Consider the following 19,800-nt stretch of genomic DNA (forward strand, 5'->3'; position numbering starts at 1 on the left):
TTGTCCTCGTGCCCCGAGCGTGGGCGGGAGGTGTTACCCGGCCGCATCCCGCCTGTTTCCCGGGCGGAACCTTGCGCTCAGCGACGGCGCCGGGGCCCTGTGAGGGCCAGGAAGTGGACCGGGAGGAGGGAGGGAACGACAGGCGTCTAATGTCGGGTCGTGCCTGACATAACCCTGACCACGCTGGTGCTCCTCTGCCTCGCCGCGGCCGCCGCGGGCTGGATCGACGCGGTGGTGGGCGGCGGGGGACTGCTGCTCCTGCCCGCGCTGCTGCTCGGCCTGCCCAACGTCCCGGCGGCCCACGTGCTCGGCACCAACAAGGCCGTCGCGATCGTGGGCACCTCGGGCGCGGCCGTCACCTTCCTGCGCAAGGCGCCGGTACGGGTGGGGCTGGCGGTGCGGGTCGGGCTGATGGCGCTCGCCGGGTCGATGACCGGGGCGTTCTTCGCCGCCGGGATCAGCAGTGAGGTGCTCCGGCCGGTGATCATGGTCGTGCTGCTGGGGGTCGCGGCCTTCGTGCTGCTGCGCCCGTCCTTCGGTACGGCGACGGGCGAGGGCACGGACCGGCCGGTCACCCGGGCCCGGATCGTCACGGCGATCGTGCTGGTAGGCGGCGGGATCGGCTTCTACGACGGGCTGTTCGGGCCGGGCACCGGCACTTTCCTGGTGCTGGCCCTGAGCGCCGTGCTCCACCTGGACCTGGTGACCGCGTCGGCCACCGCGAAGATCGTCAACGTGTGCACCAACGCGGGGGCGCTGGCGATGTTCGCGTACCAGGGCACCGTGCTGTGGCAGCTCGCGGCCGTGATGGCGCTGTTCAACCTGGCGGGCGGGATGATCGGGGCCCGGATGGCGCTGAGCCGGGGCAGCGGCTTCGTCCGGGCGGTGCTGCTGACCGTGGTCTTCTCGCTGGTCGCCAAGCTGGGCTTCGACCAGTGGAACGCGTGACGGCCGCAGGCCGTCGTCTCAGCGCACCTCGGTGAGGTGCGCGTACGCCACCACGTTGCCCTGGTAGCCGGTCTCCTTCGAGAAGCCGCCGCCGCAGGTGATCAGCCGGAGCGAGGCGTGCGGGGAGTCGCCGTAGACGCGCTGGTCGGGGAAGTCGTCGTTGTCGTAGACCTCGATGGCGTCGATCGAGAACACGGCCGTGCGCCCGTCCTCGCGGACCACCTCGACCGCGGTCCCCTTGGTCAGGGCCCCCAGGGCGTAGAAGACGGACGGGCCGTCCGCGTTGTCCACGTGCCCCGCGACGATCGCGGTGCCCCGCGCGCCGGGCGGGACGCCGTCCGCGTACCAGCCCGCGAGGTTGCGGTCCTCGTCCGGCGGCACGTCGAGGCTGCCGTCGGCGGCCAGCCCCAGCCGCGTCATCGGTGCGTCCACCTCGATGCTCGGGATGCGGATGCGGACCGGCTCGGAGGGGTTCAGCGGCTCGGCGACCGGGGAGCCGGGCTGGAGCTGGGGCCCGGCGGCGAAGGCCTGGGCGCTGGAGGGCTGCGGCGGGATCAGCTGGCCGCCGGGGCCGTTCTGGATGAGCCAGATGCCGCACAGCACGGCGATGCCCACCAGCCAGCCCTTGGCCTTCTGCGCGCTCGGTGACACGGCGTCGTCCTCGGTCGGTGGTCCGGGGCGGACGGGGCGCGCTCGGGGACGCGCCCCGCCCGGTCAGGGGGGAAGCGGCGGTTCAGCTTCCTTCGGCGCCCTCGGTGCGGCGGCGCAGCAGCCACAGTCCGCCGACGGCGGCCAGGCCGATCACGCCGACGCCGAGAGCGACCTGCGTGGAGTCCGGTTCGACGCTGCCGCCGACCCCGGTCCGCACATGGCCGGACGGGCGGTCGTGGATGGGCTTCTCGTGCTTGCCGCCGCCGATCACCTCCAGATCGCCGACCGCTTCCTTGCCGTTGTCGCAGGAGACGATGATCTCGTAGGTGCCGGGCCGGGTGTCGTGCGGCACGGTGAACTTGCCGACCACGACCTCCTTGTGGGTGCCGGGGCGCACCTCGAAGTCCCCGGCGTCCAGGGAGTTCGCGTCGCCGATGCCCGAGCCCTTCTTGCCGCAGGCGGTGGTGTTCACGGTGACGGTGGCACCGGGTGCCGCGGTCGACGGGGTGATCTCCAGACGGCCGAATTCGCCCGCGTACGCGGACGGAGCGGCGGCGGTGAGACCGAACGCGATGACGGTGAACGCGGCACCGACGGTGCCGGTCACGAGGCGGGCAGGACTGCGCATGGGGATTCCTCCGGGCAGACGGCGCGAGCGGGTGTGTCCTGTCCCCGAGCCAACGGGGGCCGGGCCCGCCACGCCTCCTGACGTAAAGTCAGCTTTCACCCGTACGGACCGGCGCGGCACCCTTGCCGGAATGGATCACCGCAGGTCGCGGCCGTGCGGCTGGGCCGTTCGGTCCGTGCTGCCGGTCCAGGTGCCGATCGGGTGAGGTGCGCCACGAGATGTGACGCAGGTCACATGTGTGACCTCGTCGGCCCCGGGCACACGCAAGACACCCCCCACGGGACGGATCCCCCGCCCCCCACGGCGCCGCCCCCTCCGGTCCACTCCCCCCTGGACCGGAGGGGGCGGTGTCGCATCCGCCCCCGGGCGCTCCCGCTCCCGGGGCCCGGGCCCCTCAGGTCCCGTCCGCCGCGGCGGTCCCGTCCGTGGCGCTCCAGGCGATCTGCGGTGGACGCACCCGGGCGCAGAGCGGTTGTCCCTTGGCGTCGGTGAGCCCGAGCCGACCGGTGAGGTGACCGGAACGCGCGGCGGCTTCGAGGACGGCCGGGTCGATGTCGTCGAACATCAGCTTGGCGCGCCGGAACATGGTGAAGACCCCGGTGTCGTCCACCGTGCCCCACGACAGATAGACGAACCGCCCGCCCAGTCGATTCTGGATGTACGGCCCCGACACCTCGATCCCGTCCGCCGTCGCGGTGGCCGTGCAGTCGAGCACCCACGAGGCGGAGGGGGCGTCGCCGGGGTGCGGGTCGAGCAGCTCGCCCGGCCGGTCCTTGCGCTGGACGCCGACGTGGATGTTCGCGTACCCGGGGAAGTCGCTGTCCGGGCCGCAGTCGCGGCCGGGGAGGGGCGATGCCTCGATATGGATCTGCATGCCCCCATGGTCCGGCACGGCGGGAGCGGGCGCCGCCGCCCTCCCGTGCGGGGAGTCGCCTCGCCCTCCCGTGCGGGGAGTCTCACACGGCGTCCAGCGGAGCGCCGTCGTACACGGCGTCCAGCTCCCGCATCAGCTCCTCGTCGACCGCGAACGCGGTGTCGTCGATCCGCCGCACCGGCGCGATGCCCTGCGAGTTGCAGACGAACGCGGCCGGATACCGGCCCGCCCCGTCCGGGCCCTCCAGCGTCACCGGGCGGCGAGCCGGCGGCCGTCCGGCCCGCTCCAGTCCCTGCTCCAGCAGGGTCATCGTGATGCCGATGAGCGCCGGAGCATCGGGCCACACCACCGAACTCCCGTCCCAGAAACCGATGTTGGTGATCGCGCCCTCCGTCACCACTCCGCCCGGCGCGGTCAGCAGCGCCTCGTCGAACCCCGCCCGCTCCGCCAGGATCCCGTAGTACGTCTGCCCGAACTCGCCCGGCCGTTTGATGTGCGGGACCGTGCGCGTGTACGGCACCGACATCAGGCTCCGCGGCCCGGCCGGCATGGCGGCGGGCTCCCGGACCGTCACCATCAGCGTCGTGCGCGTCGCGCCGGGCGGCAGGTAGCCGTTCACCCGCACCGAGGCGTCCCGCAGCCCCGCCCCGCCCAGGGCGTGCCGGATCAGCTCCCGCACCCGGTCGCCGTCCACGGGCAGGTCGAACAGCTCCTGGTTCGCGGCGTCCAGCCGGGCGAGATGCGGTCCGAGGCCCCGCACCCTGCCCTCCCGCACCTGCATGGCGGTGAAGTGGCCGTAGCCGTACAGCGCGGGGATCCGGAGACCCTCCTCGGTGGCCGGGCGGCCGTCGAACTCGATGTGGGGCAAAGGCGTGTCCGGCCGGTGCGTCGTCATGCGGCCACCGTAGGCGGGCCGTCCGGGACCGGAACCGCAGGCTCCGGACGGGCGCGCTTGACCTCAACCATGGTTGAGGCGGAAAGGTCGACGCCATGGACATCACAGCCGTATCCACGTCATCCACCGTGCCCGCCCCTCTCAAGGTGGCCGTCATCCTCGGCAGCAACCGCGACGGCCGCTTCGGCCCCGTCGTCGCCGACTGGTTCCTGGCCCGTGCGGCGAGCCACCCCGGCATCGAGACCGACCTGGTCGACGTCGCCGAGGCCGGCCTCCCCACCGCCATCACCTTCAAGCCCGGGCCCGAGGAGGCGGCCAGGCTCGGCGCGGTCTCCGCCCGGCTCGCGGCGGCCGACGCCTTCGTCGTCCTCACCCCCGAGTACAACCACTCGTTTCCCGCACCGCTCAAAACGCTCATCGACTGGCACAGCGCGGAATGGCAGGCCAAGCCCGTCGCCTTCGTCAGTTACGGCGGCATCTCCGGCGGGCTGCGGGCCGTCGAACAGCTCCGGCAGGTCTTCGCCGAACTGCACACCGTCACCGTCCGCGACACCGTGTCCTTCCACAACGCCGGCGTTCTCTTCGACGACGAGGGACGCCATCTGGACCCGGAGCCCGCCGACGCGGCGGCCAAGACGCTGCTGGACCAGCTGGTGTGGTGGGGCACCGCCCTGCGCGACGCCCGAAACCTCCGTCCGTACGGCGCCTGACCCGCCGTGGGCCGACAATCGCATCGAAGGCCCACGGGCGAAGAGCCCGCCGTACTCCGAGGAGACCGACGATGACAGCGCCGCCGGCATGGCTGACCGTACTGACCACGACCGACAGCGAGGACAAGGCCCACGCCCTGGCGCGGTCGGCGGTGGAGGCCAGGCTGGCGGCCTGCGCGCAGATCTCCGCACCCGTCACCTCCGTCTACCGGTGGCAGAACGCCATCGAGACGACGGAGGAGTGGCAGGTGCTCTTCAAGACGACGGCGGAACGCTACGACGAACTGGAGGAACACCTCCAGCGGGAGCACGACTACGAGACGCCGGAGATCATCGCCCTGCCGGTGATCCGGGGCAGCGCCCGCTACCTCGGCTGGGTGACGGCGGAGACGGCGCCCCCGGCCGCCCTGTGACGGCGGCCATGACCACGACCGCTCCCGGCGGCCCTGCCGCCGCCGAACTGCCCTTCTTCGTGTACGGGACGCTGCTGCCGGGCGAACCCAACCACGACCTGTTCCTCCGGGGCCGCACGGCGCGGGAGCGGCCGGCCGTGCTGTCCCGGGCCCTGCTCTACGACGGCCCCGGCTACCCGTACGCGATCGAGGGCCACGGCCGCGTGCACGGCACGCTGCTCGTCGCCGCGCCCGGGGTGTACGGGGAACTGCTCGGGCTGCTGGACCACCTGGAGGAGTTCCTCGGCCCCGGCCACCCGCGCAACCTGTACGAACGCGTCGTCCGCGAGGTCGAGCTGCCGGGGCAGGGTGCGTCGGAGGCCGGGGAGTCCGTGCGGGCCTGGGTCTACCTCGCGGCGGCCGCCGTCACCCGCTCGCTGCGGACCGGCGGCGTCCTCATCCCCGAGGGGCGGTGGACCACCGGACGCGCGGCGGAAGGCTAGGGCGCGTTGCGAGAGTCCCGCCTGCTCGGCGACGCCTGGCACACACGCTCGCCTCGTTGCCGGGATCACCCCGATACGTCACGTATCGGGGCGGCCCTCCGCCTTGCGATCGCCCGCACCGGACGCCGCCGAGCCCGCCCTCCGGGCGCCCGCACCGGACGGCGCCACGTTCGCAACACGCCCCAGAAGCCGCCTGGCCGAGCCCTCCGACGCGGGGCTTCACCCGCCCGGCGCAATCAAGCGGCGGCGCCGCGCCGCGGGGGCCGTCAGCGCGCCCCGGTGGCCAGTGCCTCCGTCACGCCCCGTTCCTCCGGCCCCAGGAAACGCGGGTCGGGCCGGAGCAGGGCGTCCAGCGCGGCCTTGCCCGAGGCCGCCAGCTCGCGGGCGCCGCCGTAGTACCAGGTGGCGTCCCGCGGCTCGTCGACCCCGACGCCGTACGCGTCGATCCCGGCCGACCGGCACAGGGTGACCGCCCGGTGGATGTGGAAGCCCTGGCTCACCAGCACGGCCCGTTCGACCCCGAAGATCTTCTTGGCCCGGACGCAGGAGTCCCAGGAGTCGAACCCGGCGTAGTCGCTCACGATCCGCTCGTCCGGCACCCCGCGCCCGGTGAGATACGTGCGCATCGCGTCCGGCTCGTCGTACTCCACGCGGCTGTTGTCCCCGGTGACCAGGACGACCTTCACCTTCCCGGTGCGGTACAGCTCGGCCGCCGCGTCCAGCCGGTGCGCGAGGTACGGGGTCGGCCGGCCCTTCCACAGCCCGGCGCCGAACACCACGGCGACCTCCCGCGCCGGAGCCTCGGCCGTCGAGCCCACCCGGTCACCGGCCTCCAGCCGCATCCAGGTCGCGGGCACCAGGACCAGCACACAGGCGGCCACCAGCCCCTGCACCAGAAGCCGTTGCACCCGCCGGGTGCGCGGCAGCCGTAGCGCGAACCGCCTCGGCGGGCGCAGGGCGAACCGCTTCGGCGGCCGCGGGGGGACGGGCCGCGCCGACCGCCGCCGGTCGGACCGTACCGGCCGGTGCTCCGTAAGCCGGTGCTCCGTAAGCCGGTGCTCCGTCAGCCACCGCCCGAGCGCCGTCCGTCTCTTCCCGAGCGCCGTCCGTCTCTTCCCGGCCGCCCCGCTCCCGCCGTTCTCTTCGCGCACCAGACCCCCCTGTCGTTCCTCTGTCCGTCGCGCCGTCCGCGCCACCTGCCCCCACCCCACCTGACGACCGGGACGCCGCAAAGGTTCGCCGGCCACCCCGGTTTGTGGCCCGCGACACCGGCGGGGAGCGGACCGCACGGGCCCGCGCACACCGCCCCCGACCTCACCGTGAGGCGGCGGAAAACGCCTGTGACCCTCGCGCAACGGCCCGGCAACCTCCGCCCGGCACCATCGGTCCATGACGGAGCAGCCCCTCGAACAGCCCCGCCGGTCACCTCCGACGACCGGCGGCACCGCGCACCTCCCCACCCGCGTCACCGACCGCCCCGCGGAGGCTCGACGCGGCGCGTCCGCCCCGTCCCTGGTCGCCGTGGCGCACGGCAGCCGCGACCCGGAGGCCCTGCGCACCGTGCTGGCCCTCCTGGACCGGGTGCGCGACCTGCGCCCCGGCCTCGACGTCCGGCTCGGCCACATCGAGCTGAACCGCCCGCTGCTCCCGGACACCCTGGACGGCCTGCGCGGGGCCGACACCGTCCTCGTACCGCTGCTCCTGGGACGCGGCCACCACGTCAAGCACGACCTGCCGGCCAGGGCGGCCGCCGCACCCGGCGTACGCACCCGGATCGCCGCGCCGCTGGGCCCCCACCCCCTGCTCGTCGAGGCGCTGTACGGGCGGCTCGCCGAAGCCGGGTGGAACCCCGCCGACGAGGACGGCCGCCGCGCGGGCGTGGTCCTCGCCGCCGCCGGATCCCGCGACCCCGACTCCGCCCGGGACACCCGGCACACCGCCCGCATGCTCGCCGAACGGCTCGGCGTGCCCGTCGTCCCCGCGTACGCCTCCGCCGCCACGCCCACCGTCCCGGCCGCCCTGCGCGCCCTGGCCGCCCGGGGCCGCCACCGGACCTTCGTCGCCTCGTACTTCACCGCCCCCGGCCGCTTCGCGAGCGCCTGCGCCGACGCCGTACCGCATCGGGCGGCCGCCCCGCTCGGCGCCCACCCGGCGATGGCCCGCCTCGTACTGCACCGCTACGACCGGGCACGGGCCGCCTCGGAGGGCGCCGCGGGCCCGGCCGACGCGGTGAGCCTGCTCGCTTCCGCCTGACATCCGGGCCCGCTCACGCCACGTTGTCCGTCCCGGTCGCTACTGTCGGAACCATGGACGGCACACACGGCACACACGGCACACAGGGCGAACACGCGGCAGATCCGGCACACGGCGCACACGGCGCACCGAGCGGACGGGGGGCGAGCCCCTACGGGTCCGCCGACACCGAGCGCTTCGACACCGAGGAGGACAAGCGTCCCGGCCGCACCGCCTTCCAGCGCGACCGCGCCCGGGTCCTGCACTCCGCCGCCCTGCGCCGGCTCGCCGGGAAGACCCAGGTCGTGACGCCCGGCACCCGCTCCCTGGTCTGGGACGCCAGCCCCCGCACCCGGCTCACCCACTCCCTGGAGTGCGCCCAGGTCGGCCGCGAGCTGGGCGCGGTCCTCGGCTGCGACCCCGACCTGGTGGAGACGGCCTGCCTCGCCCACGACATGGGCCACCCGCCGTTCGGCCACAACGGCGAACAGGCGATCGACGACTTCGCCTCCGACTGCGGCGGCTTCGAGGGCAACGCCCAGTCGCTGCGCCTGCTGACCCGCCTGGAGCCCAAGCGCTTCGTCCGCGACCCGCGCACCGGCGAGCTGGTCAGCGTCGGCCTCAACCTCACCCGGGCCGCCCTGGACGCCGCCACCAAGTACCCCTGGCCGCGCGGCGCGCACCCCACCGACCCGCACTCCGCCAAGTTCGGCGTGTACGCCGACGACGTCCCGGTCTTCGCCTGGGCCCGCGAGGGCGCCCCCGAGGGCCGCACCTGCTTCGAGGCCCAGGTCATGGACTGGTCCGACGACGTGGCGTACAGCGTCCACGACTTCGAGGACGGGCTGCACGCCGGGCACATCGACCCCAACTGCCTCTACGCCGAGCCGGAGCGCCAGGAGATCTGGGCGGTCGCCATCGGCCGCTACGTCCCCGCCGGCACCGACCCGCGGGAGCTGTCGGAGGCCCTGGACCGGCTGATCGACCAGGACTGGTGGCCGCACGGCTACGACGGCTCCGCCGTGGCCCAGGCCCGCCTGAAGGACGCCACCAGCCAGCTCATCGGCCGCTTCTGCACGGAGGCCGAGACCGCCACCCGCGCGGTGTACGGCCCCGGCCGCCTCGGCCGGTACGGCGCCGAGCTGGTCGTCCCGCGCGCGGTGCGCCACGAGTGCGCGGTGCTCAAGGCGGTCGCCGACCGCTACGTCATGCAGCGCGCCGAGCAGGAGGCCATCCGCGCCGACCAGCGCGTCGTGATCGCCGAGCTGGCCGCCGCCCTCACCGCCCGCGCCCCCGAAAGCCTGGAACCGCACTTCCGCGCCCTGTTCGACCAGGCGCCCGACGACCACGCCCGCAAGCGGGTCCTCGTCGACCAGATCGCGGCGCTCACGGACGCCTCCGCACGATCCCTGCACGCCGCGCTCACCGCCCGTCGTGGGTGACCGGCAGACTGGAACCTGACCACTGGGGGTGACCTGTTCCGGGCACCCCCTCTTTCGCCATCACGCTGCGTGCGGGACGCTCGCAGCTGGGGGCGCCGCGCAGCACAGCACTGAGGAGGCATCAAGTGGTCGACGCACACCAGACGTTCGTCATCGTCGGAGCAGGACTCGCAGGGGCGAAGGCGGCCGAAACGCTGCGCGCCGAAGGGTTCACCGGCCGGGTGATCCTCATCGGCGACGAGCGCGACCACCCCTACGAACGGCCGCCGCTCTCCAAGGGCTACCTGGACGGCAAGGCCGAACGCGACAGCGTCTTCACCCACGAACGCGCCTGGTACGCGGGCGCCGACATCGAACTGCACCTCGGCCAGCCGGTCACCGCGCTCGACCGGTACGCGAAGACCGTCCAGCTCGGCGACAACACCGTCATCCACTACGACAAGCTGCTGCTGGCCACCGGCTCCGAACCGCGCCGCCTGGACGTCCCCGGCACCGACCTGGCCGGCGTCCACCACCTGCGCCGCCTCGCCCACGCCGACCGGCTGCGCAACGTGCTCGCCGCCCTCGGCCGCGACAACGGCCACCTGGTCATCGCCGGAGCGGGCTGGATCGGCCTGGAGGTCGCCGCCGCCGCCCGCGGCTACGGGGCCGAGGTCACCGTCGTCGAGGCCGAGCCCACCCCGCTGCACCAGGTCATCGGCCCCGAGCTGGGCCAGATCTTCACCGAGCTGCACAGCGCGCACGGCGTCCGCTTCCACTTCGGGGCCCGCCTCACCGAGATCACCGGCCAGGACGGCATGGTGTTCGCCGCCCGCACCGACGACGGCGAGGAGCACCCCGCCCACGACGTGCTCGCCGCGATCGGCGCCGCCCCGCGCTCCGCGCTCGCCGAGGCCGCGGGCCTGGAGATGGCGGAGCGCGCCCACGGCGGCGGCATCGCCGTGGACGCCTCCCTGCGCACCTCCGACCCGCACATCTACGCCGCCGGGGACGTCGCCGCCGCCGCCCACCCGCTGCTCGGCGCCCGGCTGCGCGTCGAGCACTGGGCCAACGCCCTGAACGGCGGACCGGCCGCCGCCCGCGCCATGCTCGGCCAGGACGTGAGTTACGACCGCGTCCCGTACTTCTTCTCCGACCAGTACGACCTGGGCCTCGAATACTCCGGCTGGGCCCCGCCCGGCTCCTACGACGAGGTGATCATCCGGGGCGACGCCGGGAAGCGCGAGTTCATCGCGTTCTGGCTGAAGGACCGCCGCGTCCTGGCCGGGATGAACGTCAACGTGTGGGATGTCACCGAGACGATCCAGGAGCTCATCCGGGAGCGCCGGCAGCACGACCCGGAAGCCCTCGCCGACCCGTCGGTCCCGCTGGACTCCCTGCTCTGAGGACCCCCGGCGGGGTCCGGGCGGCACCGCCCGGACCCCGCCGGGACGCTTGCCGCGCGTCCGGGTGTCCGCGCCCACCCGTAGACTTCACCCGTGGCTGGCAGGATCAATGACGACGACGTGAAGGCGGTACGGGACGCGGTCCCGATCGACTCCGTCGTGTCCGAATACCTCCAGCTGCGCAACGCGGGCGGCGGAAACCTCAAGGGCCTCTGCCCCTTCCACGACGAGAAGTCCCCCTCCTTCCAGGTCAGCCCCGGCAAGGGCCTGTTCCACTGCTTCGGCTGCCAGGAGGGCGGCGACACGATCGCCTTCGTGATGAAGATCGACCACCTCTCCTTCTCGGAGACGGTCGAGCGCCTCGCCGCCAAGGCGGGCATCACCCTGCGCTACGAGGAAGGCGGCTACAACCCCTCCCACCAGCGCGGCGAACGCATCCGCCTGATCGAGGCCCACCAGGCCGCCGCCGAGTTCTACGTCCGCGCCCTGGAGAGCCCCGAGGCCGAGATCGGCCGCAAGTTCCTCGCCGAGCGCGGCTTCGACCAGGACGCCGCCGCCCACTTCCGCGTCGGCTACAGCCCGGCCGGCTGGGACCACCTCACCCGCTATCTGCGCGGCAAAGGCTTCAGCGACAAGGAACTGATCACCTCCGGCCTCTCCCAGGACGGCCGCCGCGGCCCCATCGACCGCTTCCGCGGCCGGCTCATGTGGCCCATCAGCGACACCGCCGGGGAGATCGTCGGCTTCGGCGCCCGCAAGCTCCGCGACGACGACAACGGCCCGAAGTACCTCAACACCCCCGAGACCCCGGTCTACAAGAAGTCCCAGGTGCTGTACGGCATCGACCTGGCCAAGAAGGACATCGCCAAGGCCAGCCGCGCCGTAGTCGTCGAGGGCTACACCGACGTCATGGCCTGCCACCTCGCCGGGGTCACCACCGCCATCGCCACCTGCGGCACCGCCTTCGGCAACGACCACATCAAGATCCTGCGCCGCCTCCTCATGGACAACGGCAGCGCACGCGTCATCTTCACCTTCGACGGCGACTCGGCAGGACAGAAGGCCGCCCTGCGCGCCTTCGAGGACGACCAGAAGTTCGCCGCCGAGACGTACATCGCCATCGCCCCGGACGGCATGGACCCCTGCGACCTGCGGCTCGCCAAGGGCGACGACTCCGTACGCGACCTGGTAGAGCCGCGCACCCCGCTCTTCGAGTTCGCCCTGCGCCAGATCGTCGGCCGGTACGACCTGGAGACCCCGGCCGGCCGCGCCTCGGCCCTCGACGAGGCCGCCGCCGTCGTCGCCAAGATCAAGACGAGCAGCGTGCAGCGAGAGGTCGCCGTCCAGCTCGCCGGCCTCGTCGGCATCCTCGACCAGGAGTTCGTCGTCCACCGCGTCGCCCAGCTCGCCCACTGGGCCCGCAACAAGGGCGGCGACCACGGGGAGCGCGGCGGCCGCCGCGGCGGCCCCCAGGGCCCGGGCGGCGGAGCCCCGCGGCAGCCCGCGCCCGCCCCCGGCTTCTCCGGCCCCGCACTCAACCTCCGCAGCCCCGCCCACCGCACCGAACGCGAACTGCTCAAGCTCGCCCTCCAGAAGCCCGCCCTGGTGTCCCCGGCCTTCGACGCGTACGGCGTGGACGAGTTCACCGCCCCGCCCTACGCCGCCGTGCGCCAGTGCGTCGAGGAGGCGGGCGGTACTGAGCAGGGCCTCGCCGACAACCGCGAGTATCTGGTCGCCGTCATGGACGCCGCCCCCGACAACACCGTCCGCAGCCTCGTCACCGAGCTGGCCGTCGAGGTGTTCCGCGGCAAGAACATCGACGAGACCTACGCCGGCATGCAGCTCGTCCAGGTCCGGCTGCGCGCCGTGGACCGCCGCATCGACGACGTCCAGGGCAGCCTCGTCCGCCTCGGCAGCCACGTGGCGCCCCAGGACCTGGCCGCCGCGCAGAACGAGGTCTGGGTGCTCCAACAGTACGCCCAGTCCCTGCGCGCCCACGGTGCCGCCGCGCTCTGAGCGGCTGCCGAGGCCACCCGACAGCCCCTGAGCCCACGCGCGGCAGCCGCTGAGCCAGGCGCGACCGGCCGCGGTAATCGGCCGGTGACGGACCGGAACCAGAAAGTCACCGCACGCCCCTCGTGACAGTCGTGTGTCGTACCCCACACTGGGGAATGTCTGAGTCATCGGAGCACACCGGTCCGCAGGAGAGCACCTCGGGGCCGGACAGACCTCCATCCCCCGTCAACCGGCAGCGATCACCTGGAGGTCGCCCCCGTGCAGACCCGGACCGTGACGACCACGACCGAGCCCATCGCGGCCATCCCGGCGCAGAACAGGTACCTGCACCACCCGGAGGCCGCAGCCGGCCCGCCCGGACGCGCATCCGAGGCGGTCATGGTGGAAGCGACACACCTCCCCGACCTCCCGGAGCCCCGGAACCGGACGGACTCCGGCGGCCCCACCTCCGACCTGTTCCGGCAGTATCTGCGCGAGATCGGCCGCATACCGCTGCTCACCGCCGCCGAGGAGGTCGAACTCGCCCGCCGCGTCGAGGCCGGGCTCTTCGCCGAGGAACGCCTCGCGGGCACCCCCGACCTCGACTCCCGTCTCGCCGGAGACCTGGACCGGCTGGTGGTGATGGGCCGCACGGCCAAACGCCGCCTCATCGAGGCCAACCTCCGCCTCGTCGTCTCCGTCGCCAAGCGTTACGTGGGCCGCGGGCTGACCATGCTCGACCTGGTCCAGGAGGGGAACCTCGGGCTGATCCGGGCCGTGGAGAAGTTCGACTACGCCCGGGGCTACAAATTCTCCACGTACGCGACCTGGTGGATCCGGCAGGCCATGTCCCGCGCGCTGGCCGACCAGGCCCGCACCATCCGCGTCCCGGTCCACGTCGTGGAACTGATCAACCGCGTGGTGCGGGTCCAGCGCCGGATGCTCCAGGAACGCGGTGTGGAGCCCAGTGCCGAGGATGTCGCGGGCGAGCTCGACCTGACGCCCGGGCGGGTCACCGAAGTCCTCCGCCTGGCCCAGGAGCCCGTCTCCCTCCACGCCCCCGTCGGCGAGGAGGACGACGTCTCCTTCGGCGACCTCATCGAGGACGGCGACGCCGCGTCGCCCGTGGAGTCCGCCGCCTTCCTCCTGCTGCGCGAACACCTGGAGGCGGTGCTCTCCACCCTCGGCGAGCGCGAACGCAAGGTCGTCCAGCTGCGGTACGGCCTGGAGGACGGGCGGCCCCGCACCCTGGAGGAGATCGGCCGGATCTTCGGCGTGACGCGCGAACGCATCCGCCAGATCGAGTCCAAGACCCTCAGCAGGCTGCGGGACCACGCCTTCGCCGACCAACTCCGCGGCTACCTCGACTGATCCACCGGCCGGACGGCGCCACGTGCGAAACACGACCTAGTCCACCTCGGCCAGCGCTTCCGCGAACTGGGCGGCGTACAGCCGTGCGTACGCGCCCTTGGCAGCCAACAGTGCTTCGTGCGTGCCCTGTTCGACGATCGAGCCGTTCTCCATCACCAGGATCACATCCGCGTCCCGGATGGTGGAGAGCCGGTGCGCGATCACGAACGACGTACGCCCGTGGGCCAGGCGCGCCATCGCCTTCTGGATCAGCACCTCGGTCCGGGTGTCCACCGAGCTGGTCGCCTCGTCGAGGACCAGGATCACCGGGTCGGACAGGAACGCCCGCGCGATGGTGATCAGCTGCTTCTCGCCCGCGCTGACCCCGGAGCCGTCGTCGTCGATCACCGAGTCGTACCCGTCGGGCAGCGTCCGGATGAACCGGTCCGCGTGCGCCGCCCGGGCCGCCTCCTCGATCTCCTCCCGGGTGACCTCGCGCGAAGCGCCGTACGCGATGTTCTCCGCGATCGTCCCGCCGAACAGCCACGTGTCCTGGAGCACCATGCCGATGGAGGACCGCAGCTCGTCCCGCGACATCTTCGCCACGTCGACCCCGTCGAGCGCGATCCGCCCGCCGGTCACCTCGTAGAACCGCATCAGCAGGTTGACCAGCGTCGTCTTGCCGGCGCCGGTCGGACCGACGATCGCGACGGTCTGCCCCGGCTCCACGTTCAGCGACAGATCCTCGATCAGCGGCTTCTCCGGGTCGTAGCGGAAGGCCACCTTCTCCAGGGAGACCCGGCCCTCCAGCCGGTCCGGGCGTTCGCCGTGCTCCGGGTCCGCGTCCTGCTCCTCGCTGTCCAGCAGCTCGAAGACCCGCTCCGCCGAAGCGATGCCGGACTGCACCAGGTTGGCCATCGAGGCGACCTGCGTCAGCGGCATCGAGAACTGCCGCGAGTACTGGATGAACGCCTGCACGTCACCGATCGACAGCGCGCCCGAGGCGACCCGCAGCCCGCCGACCACCGCGACCAGCACATAGTTGATGTTCGAGATGAAGAACATCAACGGCTGCATGATCCCGCTGGCGAACTGGGCCTTGAACCCCGCCTCGTACAGCGCGTCGTTCTGCTCGGCGAAGTCCCGCGCGGACTCCTCCTGCCGGCCGAAGACCTTCACCAGGGTGTGCCCGGTGTACATCTCCTCGATGTGGGCGTTGAGCTTCCCCGTCACCCGCCACTGCTGCACGAACTGCGGCTGCGACCGCTTGCCGACCCGCGTCGCCACGACCACCGACAACGGGATCGTCACCAGCGCGACCAGGGCCAGCAGCGGCGAGATCCAGAACATCATGACCAGCACGCCGACGATCGTCAGCAGGGAGTTGATGAGCTGCCCCATCGTCTGCTGGAGCGTCTGCGAGATGTTGTCGATGTCGTTCGTCGCCCGGCTCAGCACCTCACCGCGCTTGGCCCGGTCGAAGTACGACAGCGGCAGCCGCGCCAGCTTCGTCTGGAGGTCCTCGCGCAGCTGGAACACGATCCGGTTGATGATCCGGATCGACACCCGCGTCGCCACCAGCATCAGCAGCCCGGCACCGACGTAGATCACCAGCGCCACCAGCAGGACGTTCCCCACCGCGCCGAAGTCGATGCCCTCGCCCGGGGTGAAGTCCACCCCCGAGAGCATGTCGGCCATGGAACCGCGGCCGTCCTCACGCAGTGCCTCGATCGCCTGCGCCTTCGTCGTGCCCTCGGGCATCCCGCGCCCGACGACCCCGCCGAAGATCAGGTCGGTCGCCCTGCCGAGGATCTTCGGCCCGGCCACCGAGAGCGCGACGCTCACCGTCACGGCGGCCAGCATCAGCCACAGCGAGGTCTTCTCCCGGCCGAACCGCTTCAGCAGCCGCTTGCTCGACCCCTTGAAATCCATCGACCGGTCGGTGGGCGCGCCCCCGGCCATCATCCGTCCACCCGGACCGGCCATTACGCGGCCTCCGCTTCCGTCAGCTGGGAGAGCACGATCTCCCGGTAGGTTTCATTGCCGTCCATCAGCTCGTGATGGGTGCCGGTCCCCACGACCCGGCCCTCGTCCAGCACCAGGATCCGGTCCGCGTCACGGATGGTGGACACCCGCTGCGCCACGATCACCACGGTCGCCCCGGCCGTCTCCCGGCCCAGCGCCGCCCGCAGCGCGGCGTCGGTCGCGTAGTCCAGCGCGGAGAACGAGTCGTCGAACAGATAGATCTCCGGGCGCTGCACCAGCGTCCGGGCGATGGCGAGCCGCTGCCGCTGACCGCCGGACACATTGGTGCCGCCCTGCGCGATCGGCGCGTCGAGCCCGTGCTCCAGCGCCTCGACGAACTCCCTGGCCTGCGCCACCTCCAGCGCGTGCCACAACTCCTCGTCGGTGGCGTCCGGATTCCCGTACCGCAGGTTCGTCGCGACCGTCCCCGAGAAGAGGTACGGCTTCTGCGGCACCAGGCTCACCGTCTTCGCCAGCAGCACCGGATCCAGCGTCCGCACGTCCTCGCCGTCGACCAGCACCTCGCCGTCCGTCACATCGAACAGCCGGGGTACGAGCCCGAGCAGCGTGGACTTCCCGCTGCCCGTCGACCCGATGACCGCGGTCGTCTCCCCGGGCCGGGCCACCAGCTCCACGGCCCGCAGCACCGGCTCCTCCGCGCCCGGATAGCGGAACTCCGCGCCCCGCACCTCCAGATGCCCGTGCCGCCGCAGCTCCGTCACCGGCGCGACGGGCGGCACGACGCTCGACTCGGTCCCGAGGACCTCCTCGACGCGCTCCGCGCACACCTCGGCGCGCGGCACCATCATGAACATGAAGGTGGCCATCATCACGGCCATCACGATCTGCATCAGATAGGCGAGGAACGCGGTCAGCGCGCCGATCTGCATCCCGCCGCTGTCGATGCGGTGCGCGCCGAACCACACCACCGCGACCGACGACAGATTGACCACCGTCATCACGGTCGGGAACATCAGCGCCATCAGCCGCCCGGTCGCCACCGACACATCGGTCAGCTCGGTGTTGGCGCCCCGGAACCGCTCCTCCTCGTAACCGTCCCGGACGAAGGCGCGGATGACCCGGTTGCCGGTGATCTGCTCGCGCAGCACCCGGTTCACCCCGTCCAGCCGCTCCTGCATGGTGCGGAACAGCGGCCGCATCCTCTTCACGATGAGGCCGACCGAGAGACCGAGCACCGGCACGACCGCCAGCAGCACCGCGGAGAGCGGCACGTCCTGTCCGAGCGCCATGATGATGCCGCCGACGCACATGATCGGGGCCGACACCATCAGGGTGAACGCCATCAGCACCAGCATCTGGATCTGCTGGACGTCATTGGTGGTCCGGGTGATCAGCGAGGGCGCCCCGAAGCGCCCCAGCTCACGGGCGGAGAAGGACTGCACCCGGTCGAAGACGGCGGCCCGCACATCGCGCCCCAGGGCGGAGGCGGTCCGGGCCCCGTAGTACACGGCCCCCACATTGCAGAGCACCTGAACGACGCTGACGGCGATCATGAGACCGCCGAACTCCAGGATGTAGCCGGTGTCGCCCGAGACGACACCGTTGTCGATGATGTCGGCGTTCAGGCTGGGCAGGTACAGCGTGGCGCAGGTCTGGAGCAGCTGGAGGAACACCAGCAGCATGATGGGTTTCTTGTACGGGCCCAGATGGGCCCGCAGGAGTTTTATGAGCACGCGGGTCTCTCGGAATCGGCGGACGGCAGAGGCCGCCCCAGTTTCGCGTACGCCGTACTCCGATCGCGAACCTTTTTCGCCAAGCCCAGGTCAAACCTGGAGCGCGCGGGGGAGCCCCAGGCGCTCCGGCGTCACGGGCGCACGCCCCCGGCAGGCTCACTCCGGGTGCGCGCGTGCGACGCGCACGGGTCCGCTTCTACGCCGGGTGCGCGGCGCCGAAGGCCCCGGGGTGGATCTGGTCCCGGGTCGCCGCGTACTGCTGACGCACCGCGCCGCCGACCGCCAGCTCGTCGCCGGGCTCCAGCACCTGGGCCGCGGCGCCCTGCCAGGCCGGGGGAGTGCGCGGGTCGAGGGAGCCCTGGGAGACCCCGAGCGCCCACGCCGCCTGCCGGGCCGCGCCGATCGCCGCGTACTGGGCGGGCTGCGGCACCACGACCTGGGTGCCGAACACCGCCGGAGCCAGGGCCCGCACGGCGGGCAGCTCGGCGGCGGCGCCGAGCAGGAAGACGCGCCGCACCTCCACCCCCCGCCCGCGCAGTACGTCGAGGGCGTCGGCCAGCGAGCACAGCATCCCCTCGAACGCGGCCCGCGCCAGATGCTCCGGCTTCATCGACTCGCGCCGCAGCCCGCTCAGCGTGCCCGCGGTGTGCGGGAGCTGAGGGGTGCGCTCACCCTCCAGATACGGCAGCAGCACCAGCCCGGAGGCGCCCGGCGTCGACTTCAGCGCGAGCGCGGACAGCTCTTCCAGTCCCTCCACGCCCAGCATCTCGGCGGTCCCGCGCAGCGCGCGCACGGCATTGGAGAGGTGCACCACCGGCAGGTGCATCCCGGTGGCGTCGGCGAACGAGGTGATCATCCCGCTCGGATCGGCGAGCGCCTCGTGGTGCACCGCCATCACGGACCCGGAGGCCCCCAGCGACACCACCGCGTCGCCCACCGCGACCCCGAGCCCGAAGGCCGCGGCCATGGTCTCGCCGGTGCCCGCGGAGATCAGCAGCCCTTCCGGCGTCATCCCGGCGGAGTCGGCGGGGCCGAGCACCTCGGGCAGCCCGGCGGAGTGGCCGAGGGCCAGCTCCACCAGATCGGGCCGGTAGGAAGCGGACCCGGCCGACCAGTAGCCGGTACCCGAGGCCGCGCCCCGGTCCGTGGTCCGCCGGGCGGGCCGGCCCAGCAGTTGCCACACGAGCCAGTCGTGCGGCTGGAGCACGGCGGCCACCCGCTGGGCGTTCTCCGGCTCGGTCCGCGCCAGCCAGCGCAGCTTCGCCACCGGCTGCGCGGCCCCCGGAACGGCCCCGACGGCTTCCGCCCAGGCCCCCCGCCCGCCCAGCGCGTCGACGAGATCGGCCGCGGCGACCTGCGCCCGCCGGTCGTTGCCGAGCAGGGCCGGACGCACGAGATTGCCCTGCTGGTCCAGCGGGACGAGCCCGTGCTGCTGCGCGGAGACCCCGATGGCCTGCACGCCTTCGAGCAGCCCACCGGAGGCCGCCTCGCCGAGCGAGAGCAGCCACGCCTGCGGATCGACCTCGGTGGCCTTGGCCTCGACCGGATGGGCGGCGTACCCCTCCCGGAGCACGGCGCCCGAGTCCGTGTCACAGACGACGATGTGAGTGAAGGCGGAAGAACTGTCCAACCCCGCGACTATGCCCATGGGAAGATTCTGCCGCACCTCACGTCCTACGGGTAACCGCCGCCGTACGCGACGGGAACCCGGCCCCTAGGTGTTGGTGGTCCCCCAGTCGTCCTCGAAGCCGTTCTGGCCGCTGCGCTCCCGCAGCGACCGGACCCGCTCGGCGACGGAGGCGGGCACCTTGTCCCCGACCTTCTCGCTGACCGAGTGGTACGCCTTGCCCGCGAAGTCCCGCCCGCTGTGCGCGGCGCTCTCGGCGGCGTTGCGCACGGCGGGGTTCTCCGTGAACTGCCGGGCCGACTTCTTCAACTGCTCGTAACGCTCGCGCCCGGCTCGCGTGCCGAGCACGTAACCGAGGGCCACTCCGGCGATGAACGTGAGCCGGTACCGCATGGCTGCCACCCTTCCTACGCTTGGTGCGACGTGTGCAGCCCGCCTACCCGCGACCA

General features: G+C 72.7%; 18 protein-coding genes. 9 read left to right on the forward strand and 9 right to left on the reverse strand.

Translation table 11 applies throughout. The annotated features are described in order from the left end of the window. Positions 1–159: 159 nt before the first annotated feature. Positions 160–948, forward strand: a complete 789-nt coding sequence (locus ACIRJT_RS22670) for a TSUP family transporter (RefSeq protein ID WP_403911774.1) — start codon at positions 160–162, stop codon at positions 946–948. A gap of 18 nt (positions 949–966) precedes the next feature. On the opposite strand, the gene ACIRJT_RS22675 is transcribed toward ACIRJT_RS22670, so the two are convergent. From ACIRJT_RS22675 to ACIRJT_RS22690, 4 genes are all read right to left on the reverse strand, one after another. After that, complete coding sequence (locus ACIRJT_RS22675) at positions 967–1,599, reverse strand: class F sortase (RefSeq protein ID WP_402011446.1); 633 nt, start codon at positions 1,597–1,599, stop codon at positions 967–969. An 82-nt stretch (positions 1,600–1,681) separates the two neighbouring features. Next, entirely contained in the window at positions 1,682–2,227 is a 546-nt protein-coding gene (locus ACIRJT_RS22680; RefSeq protein WP_403911777.1) for a hypothetical protein, read from the reverse strand. 394 nt (positions 2,228–2,621) lie between these two features. Beyond that, positions 2,622–3,101, reverse strand: coding sequence for a DUF5990 family protein (locus tag ACIRJT_RS22685; RefSeq protein WP_403911779.1), 480 nt, complete (start codon positions 3,099–3,101; stop codon positions 2,622–2,624). An 82-nt stretch (positions 3,102–3,183) separates the two neighbouring features. Then, positions 3,184–3,996, reverse strand: coding sequence for an aminotransferase class IV family protein (locus ACIRJT_RS22690; RefSeq protein ID WP_403911781.1), 813 nt, complete (start codon positions 3,994–3,996; stop codon positions 3,184–3,186). A gap of 95 nt (positions 3,997–4,091) precedes the next feature. On the opposite strand from ACIRJT_RS22690, the gene ACIRJT_RS22695 reads away from it, so the two are divergent. The 3 genes from ACIRJT_RS22695 to ACIRJT_RS22705 all read left to right on the forward strand — a co-directional run bounded on the left by ACIRJT_RS22695 (position 4,092) and on the right by ACIRJT_RS22705 (position 5,601). Then, positions 4,092–4,706 carry an NADPH-dependent FMN reductase gene (locus ACIRJT_RS22695; protein WP_403911783.1) on the forward strand — a complete coding sequence of 205 codons (615 nt, stop codon included), beginning with the start codon at positions 4,092–4,094 and terminating at the stop codon, positions 4,704–4,706. A 71-nt stretch (positions 4,707–4,777) separates the two neighbouring features. Continuing rightward, entirely contained in the window at positions 4,778–5,119 is a 342-nt protein-coding gene (cutA, locus tag ACIRJT_RS22700; RefSeq protein WP_361868667.1) for a divalent-cation tolerance protein CutA, read from the forward strand. A gap of 8 nt (positions 5,120–5,127) precedes the next feature. Further along, positions 5,128–5,601, forward strand: coding sequence for a gamma-glutamylcyclotransferase family protein (locus tag ACIRJT_RS22705; protein ID WP_403911785.1), 474 nt, complete (start codon positions 5,128–5,130; stop codon positions 5,599–5,601). Between the two features lie 266 nt (positions 5,602–5,867). Here ACIRJT_RS22705 and ACIRJT_RS22710 read toward each other — a convergent pair whose 3' ends face one another. Next, on the reverse strand, positions 5,868–6,752 hold the full coding sequence (locus ACIRJT_RS22710) for a vancomycin high temperature exclusion protein (protein WP_403911787.1): 885 nt from the start codon (positions 6,750–6,752) through the stop codon (positions 5,868–5,870). 238 nt (positions 6,753–6,990) lie between these two features. Here ACIRJT_RS22710 and ACIRJT_RS22715 point away from each other — a divergent pair, with 238 nt between their 5' ends. From ACIRJT_RS22715 to ACIRJT_RS22735, 5 genes are all read left to right on the forward strand, one after another. Beyond that, the gene (locus tag ACIRJT_RS22715; protein ID WP_403911790.1) at positions 6,991–7,854 is read left to right on the forward strand and encodes a sirohydrochlorin chelatase; all 864 of its coding nucleotides are present in this window, start codon (positions 6,991–6,993) and stop codon (positions 7,852–7,854) included. A 53-nt stretch (positions 7,855–7,907) separates the two neighbouring features. Next, the gene (locus ACIRJT_RS22720) at positions 7,908–9,275 is read left to right on the forward strand and encodes a deoxyguanosinetriphosphate triphosphohydrolase (protein WP_403911793.1); all 1,368 of its coding nucleotides are present in this window, start codon (positions 7,908–7,910) and stop codon (positions 9,273–9,275) included. 125 nt (positions 9,276–9,400) lie between these two features. Beyond that, complete coding sequence (locus ACIRJT_RS22725) at positions 9,401–10,660, forward strand: NAD(P)/FAD-dependent oxidoreductase (protein WP_403911796.1); 1,260 nt, start codon at positions 9,401–9,403, stop codon at positions 10,658–10,660. A 93-nt stretch (positions 10,661–10,753) separates the two neighbouring features. After that, positions 10,754–12,676 (forward strand): DNA primase, encoded by a 1,923-nt coding sequence (dnaG, locus tag ACIRJT_RS22730; protein WP_403911799.1) that lies wholly within the window; start codon positions 10,754–10,756, stop codon positions 12,674–12,676. Between the two features lie 243 nt (positions 12,677–12,919). Continuing rightward, positions 12,920–14,026 (forward strand): RNA polymerase sigma factor, encoded by a 1,107-nt coding sequence (locus ACIRJT_RS22735; protein ID WP_403912045.1) that lies wholly within the window; start codon positions 12,920–12,922, stop codon positions 14,024–14,026. 36 nt (positions 14,027–14,062) lie between these two features. Here the strand turns inward: ACIRJT_RS22735 and ACIRJT_RS22740 are convergent, their stop codons facing one another. The 4 genes from ACIRJT_RS22740 to ACIRJT_RS22755 form a co-directional block, all read right to left on the reverse strand. Further along, complete coding sequence (locus ACIRJT_RS22740; protein ID WP_403911802.1) at positions 14,063–15,991, reverse strand: ABC transporter ATP-binding protein; 1,929 nt, start codon at positions 15,989–15,991, stop codon at positions 14,063–14,065. After that, on the reverse strand, positions 15,991–17,724 hold the full coding sequence (locus ACIRJT_RS22745) for an ABC transporter ATP-binding protein (RefSeq protein ID WP_403911805.1): 1,734 nt from the start codon (positions 17,722–17,724) through the stop codon (positions 15,991–15,993). Before ACIRJT_RS22745 ends, ACIRJT_RS22740 begins: the two co-directional genes overlap by 1 nt. Positions 17,725–17,920: 196 nt before the next feature. After that, entirely contained in the window at positions 17,921–19,372 is a 1,452-nt protein-coding gene (locus ACIRJT_RS22750) for an FGGY family carbohydrate kinase (protein WP_403911809.1), read from the reverse strand. A gap of 66 nt (positions 19,373–19,438) precedes the next feature. Next, positions 19,439–19,744: a YtxH domain-containing protein gene (locus tag ACIRJT_RS22755; RefSeq protein WP_371623296.1), complete on the reverse strand. Its 306-nt coding sequence runs from the start codon at positions 19,742–19,744 to the stop codon at positions 19,439–19,441. Between the last annotated feature and the right edge of the window lie 56 nt (positions 19,745–19,800).

The organism is Streptomyces sp. NPDC102283 (genome assembly GCF_044766265.1).
Taxonomy (GTDB): domain Bacteria; phylum Actinomycetota; class Actinomycetes; order Streptomycetales; family Streptomycetaceae; genus Streptomyces.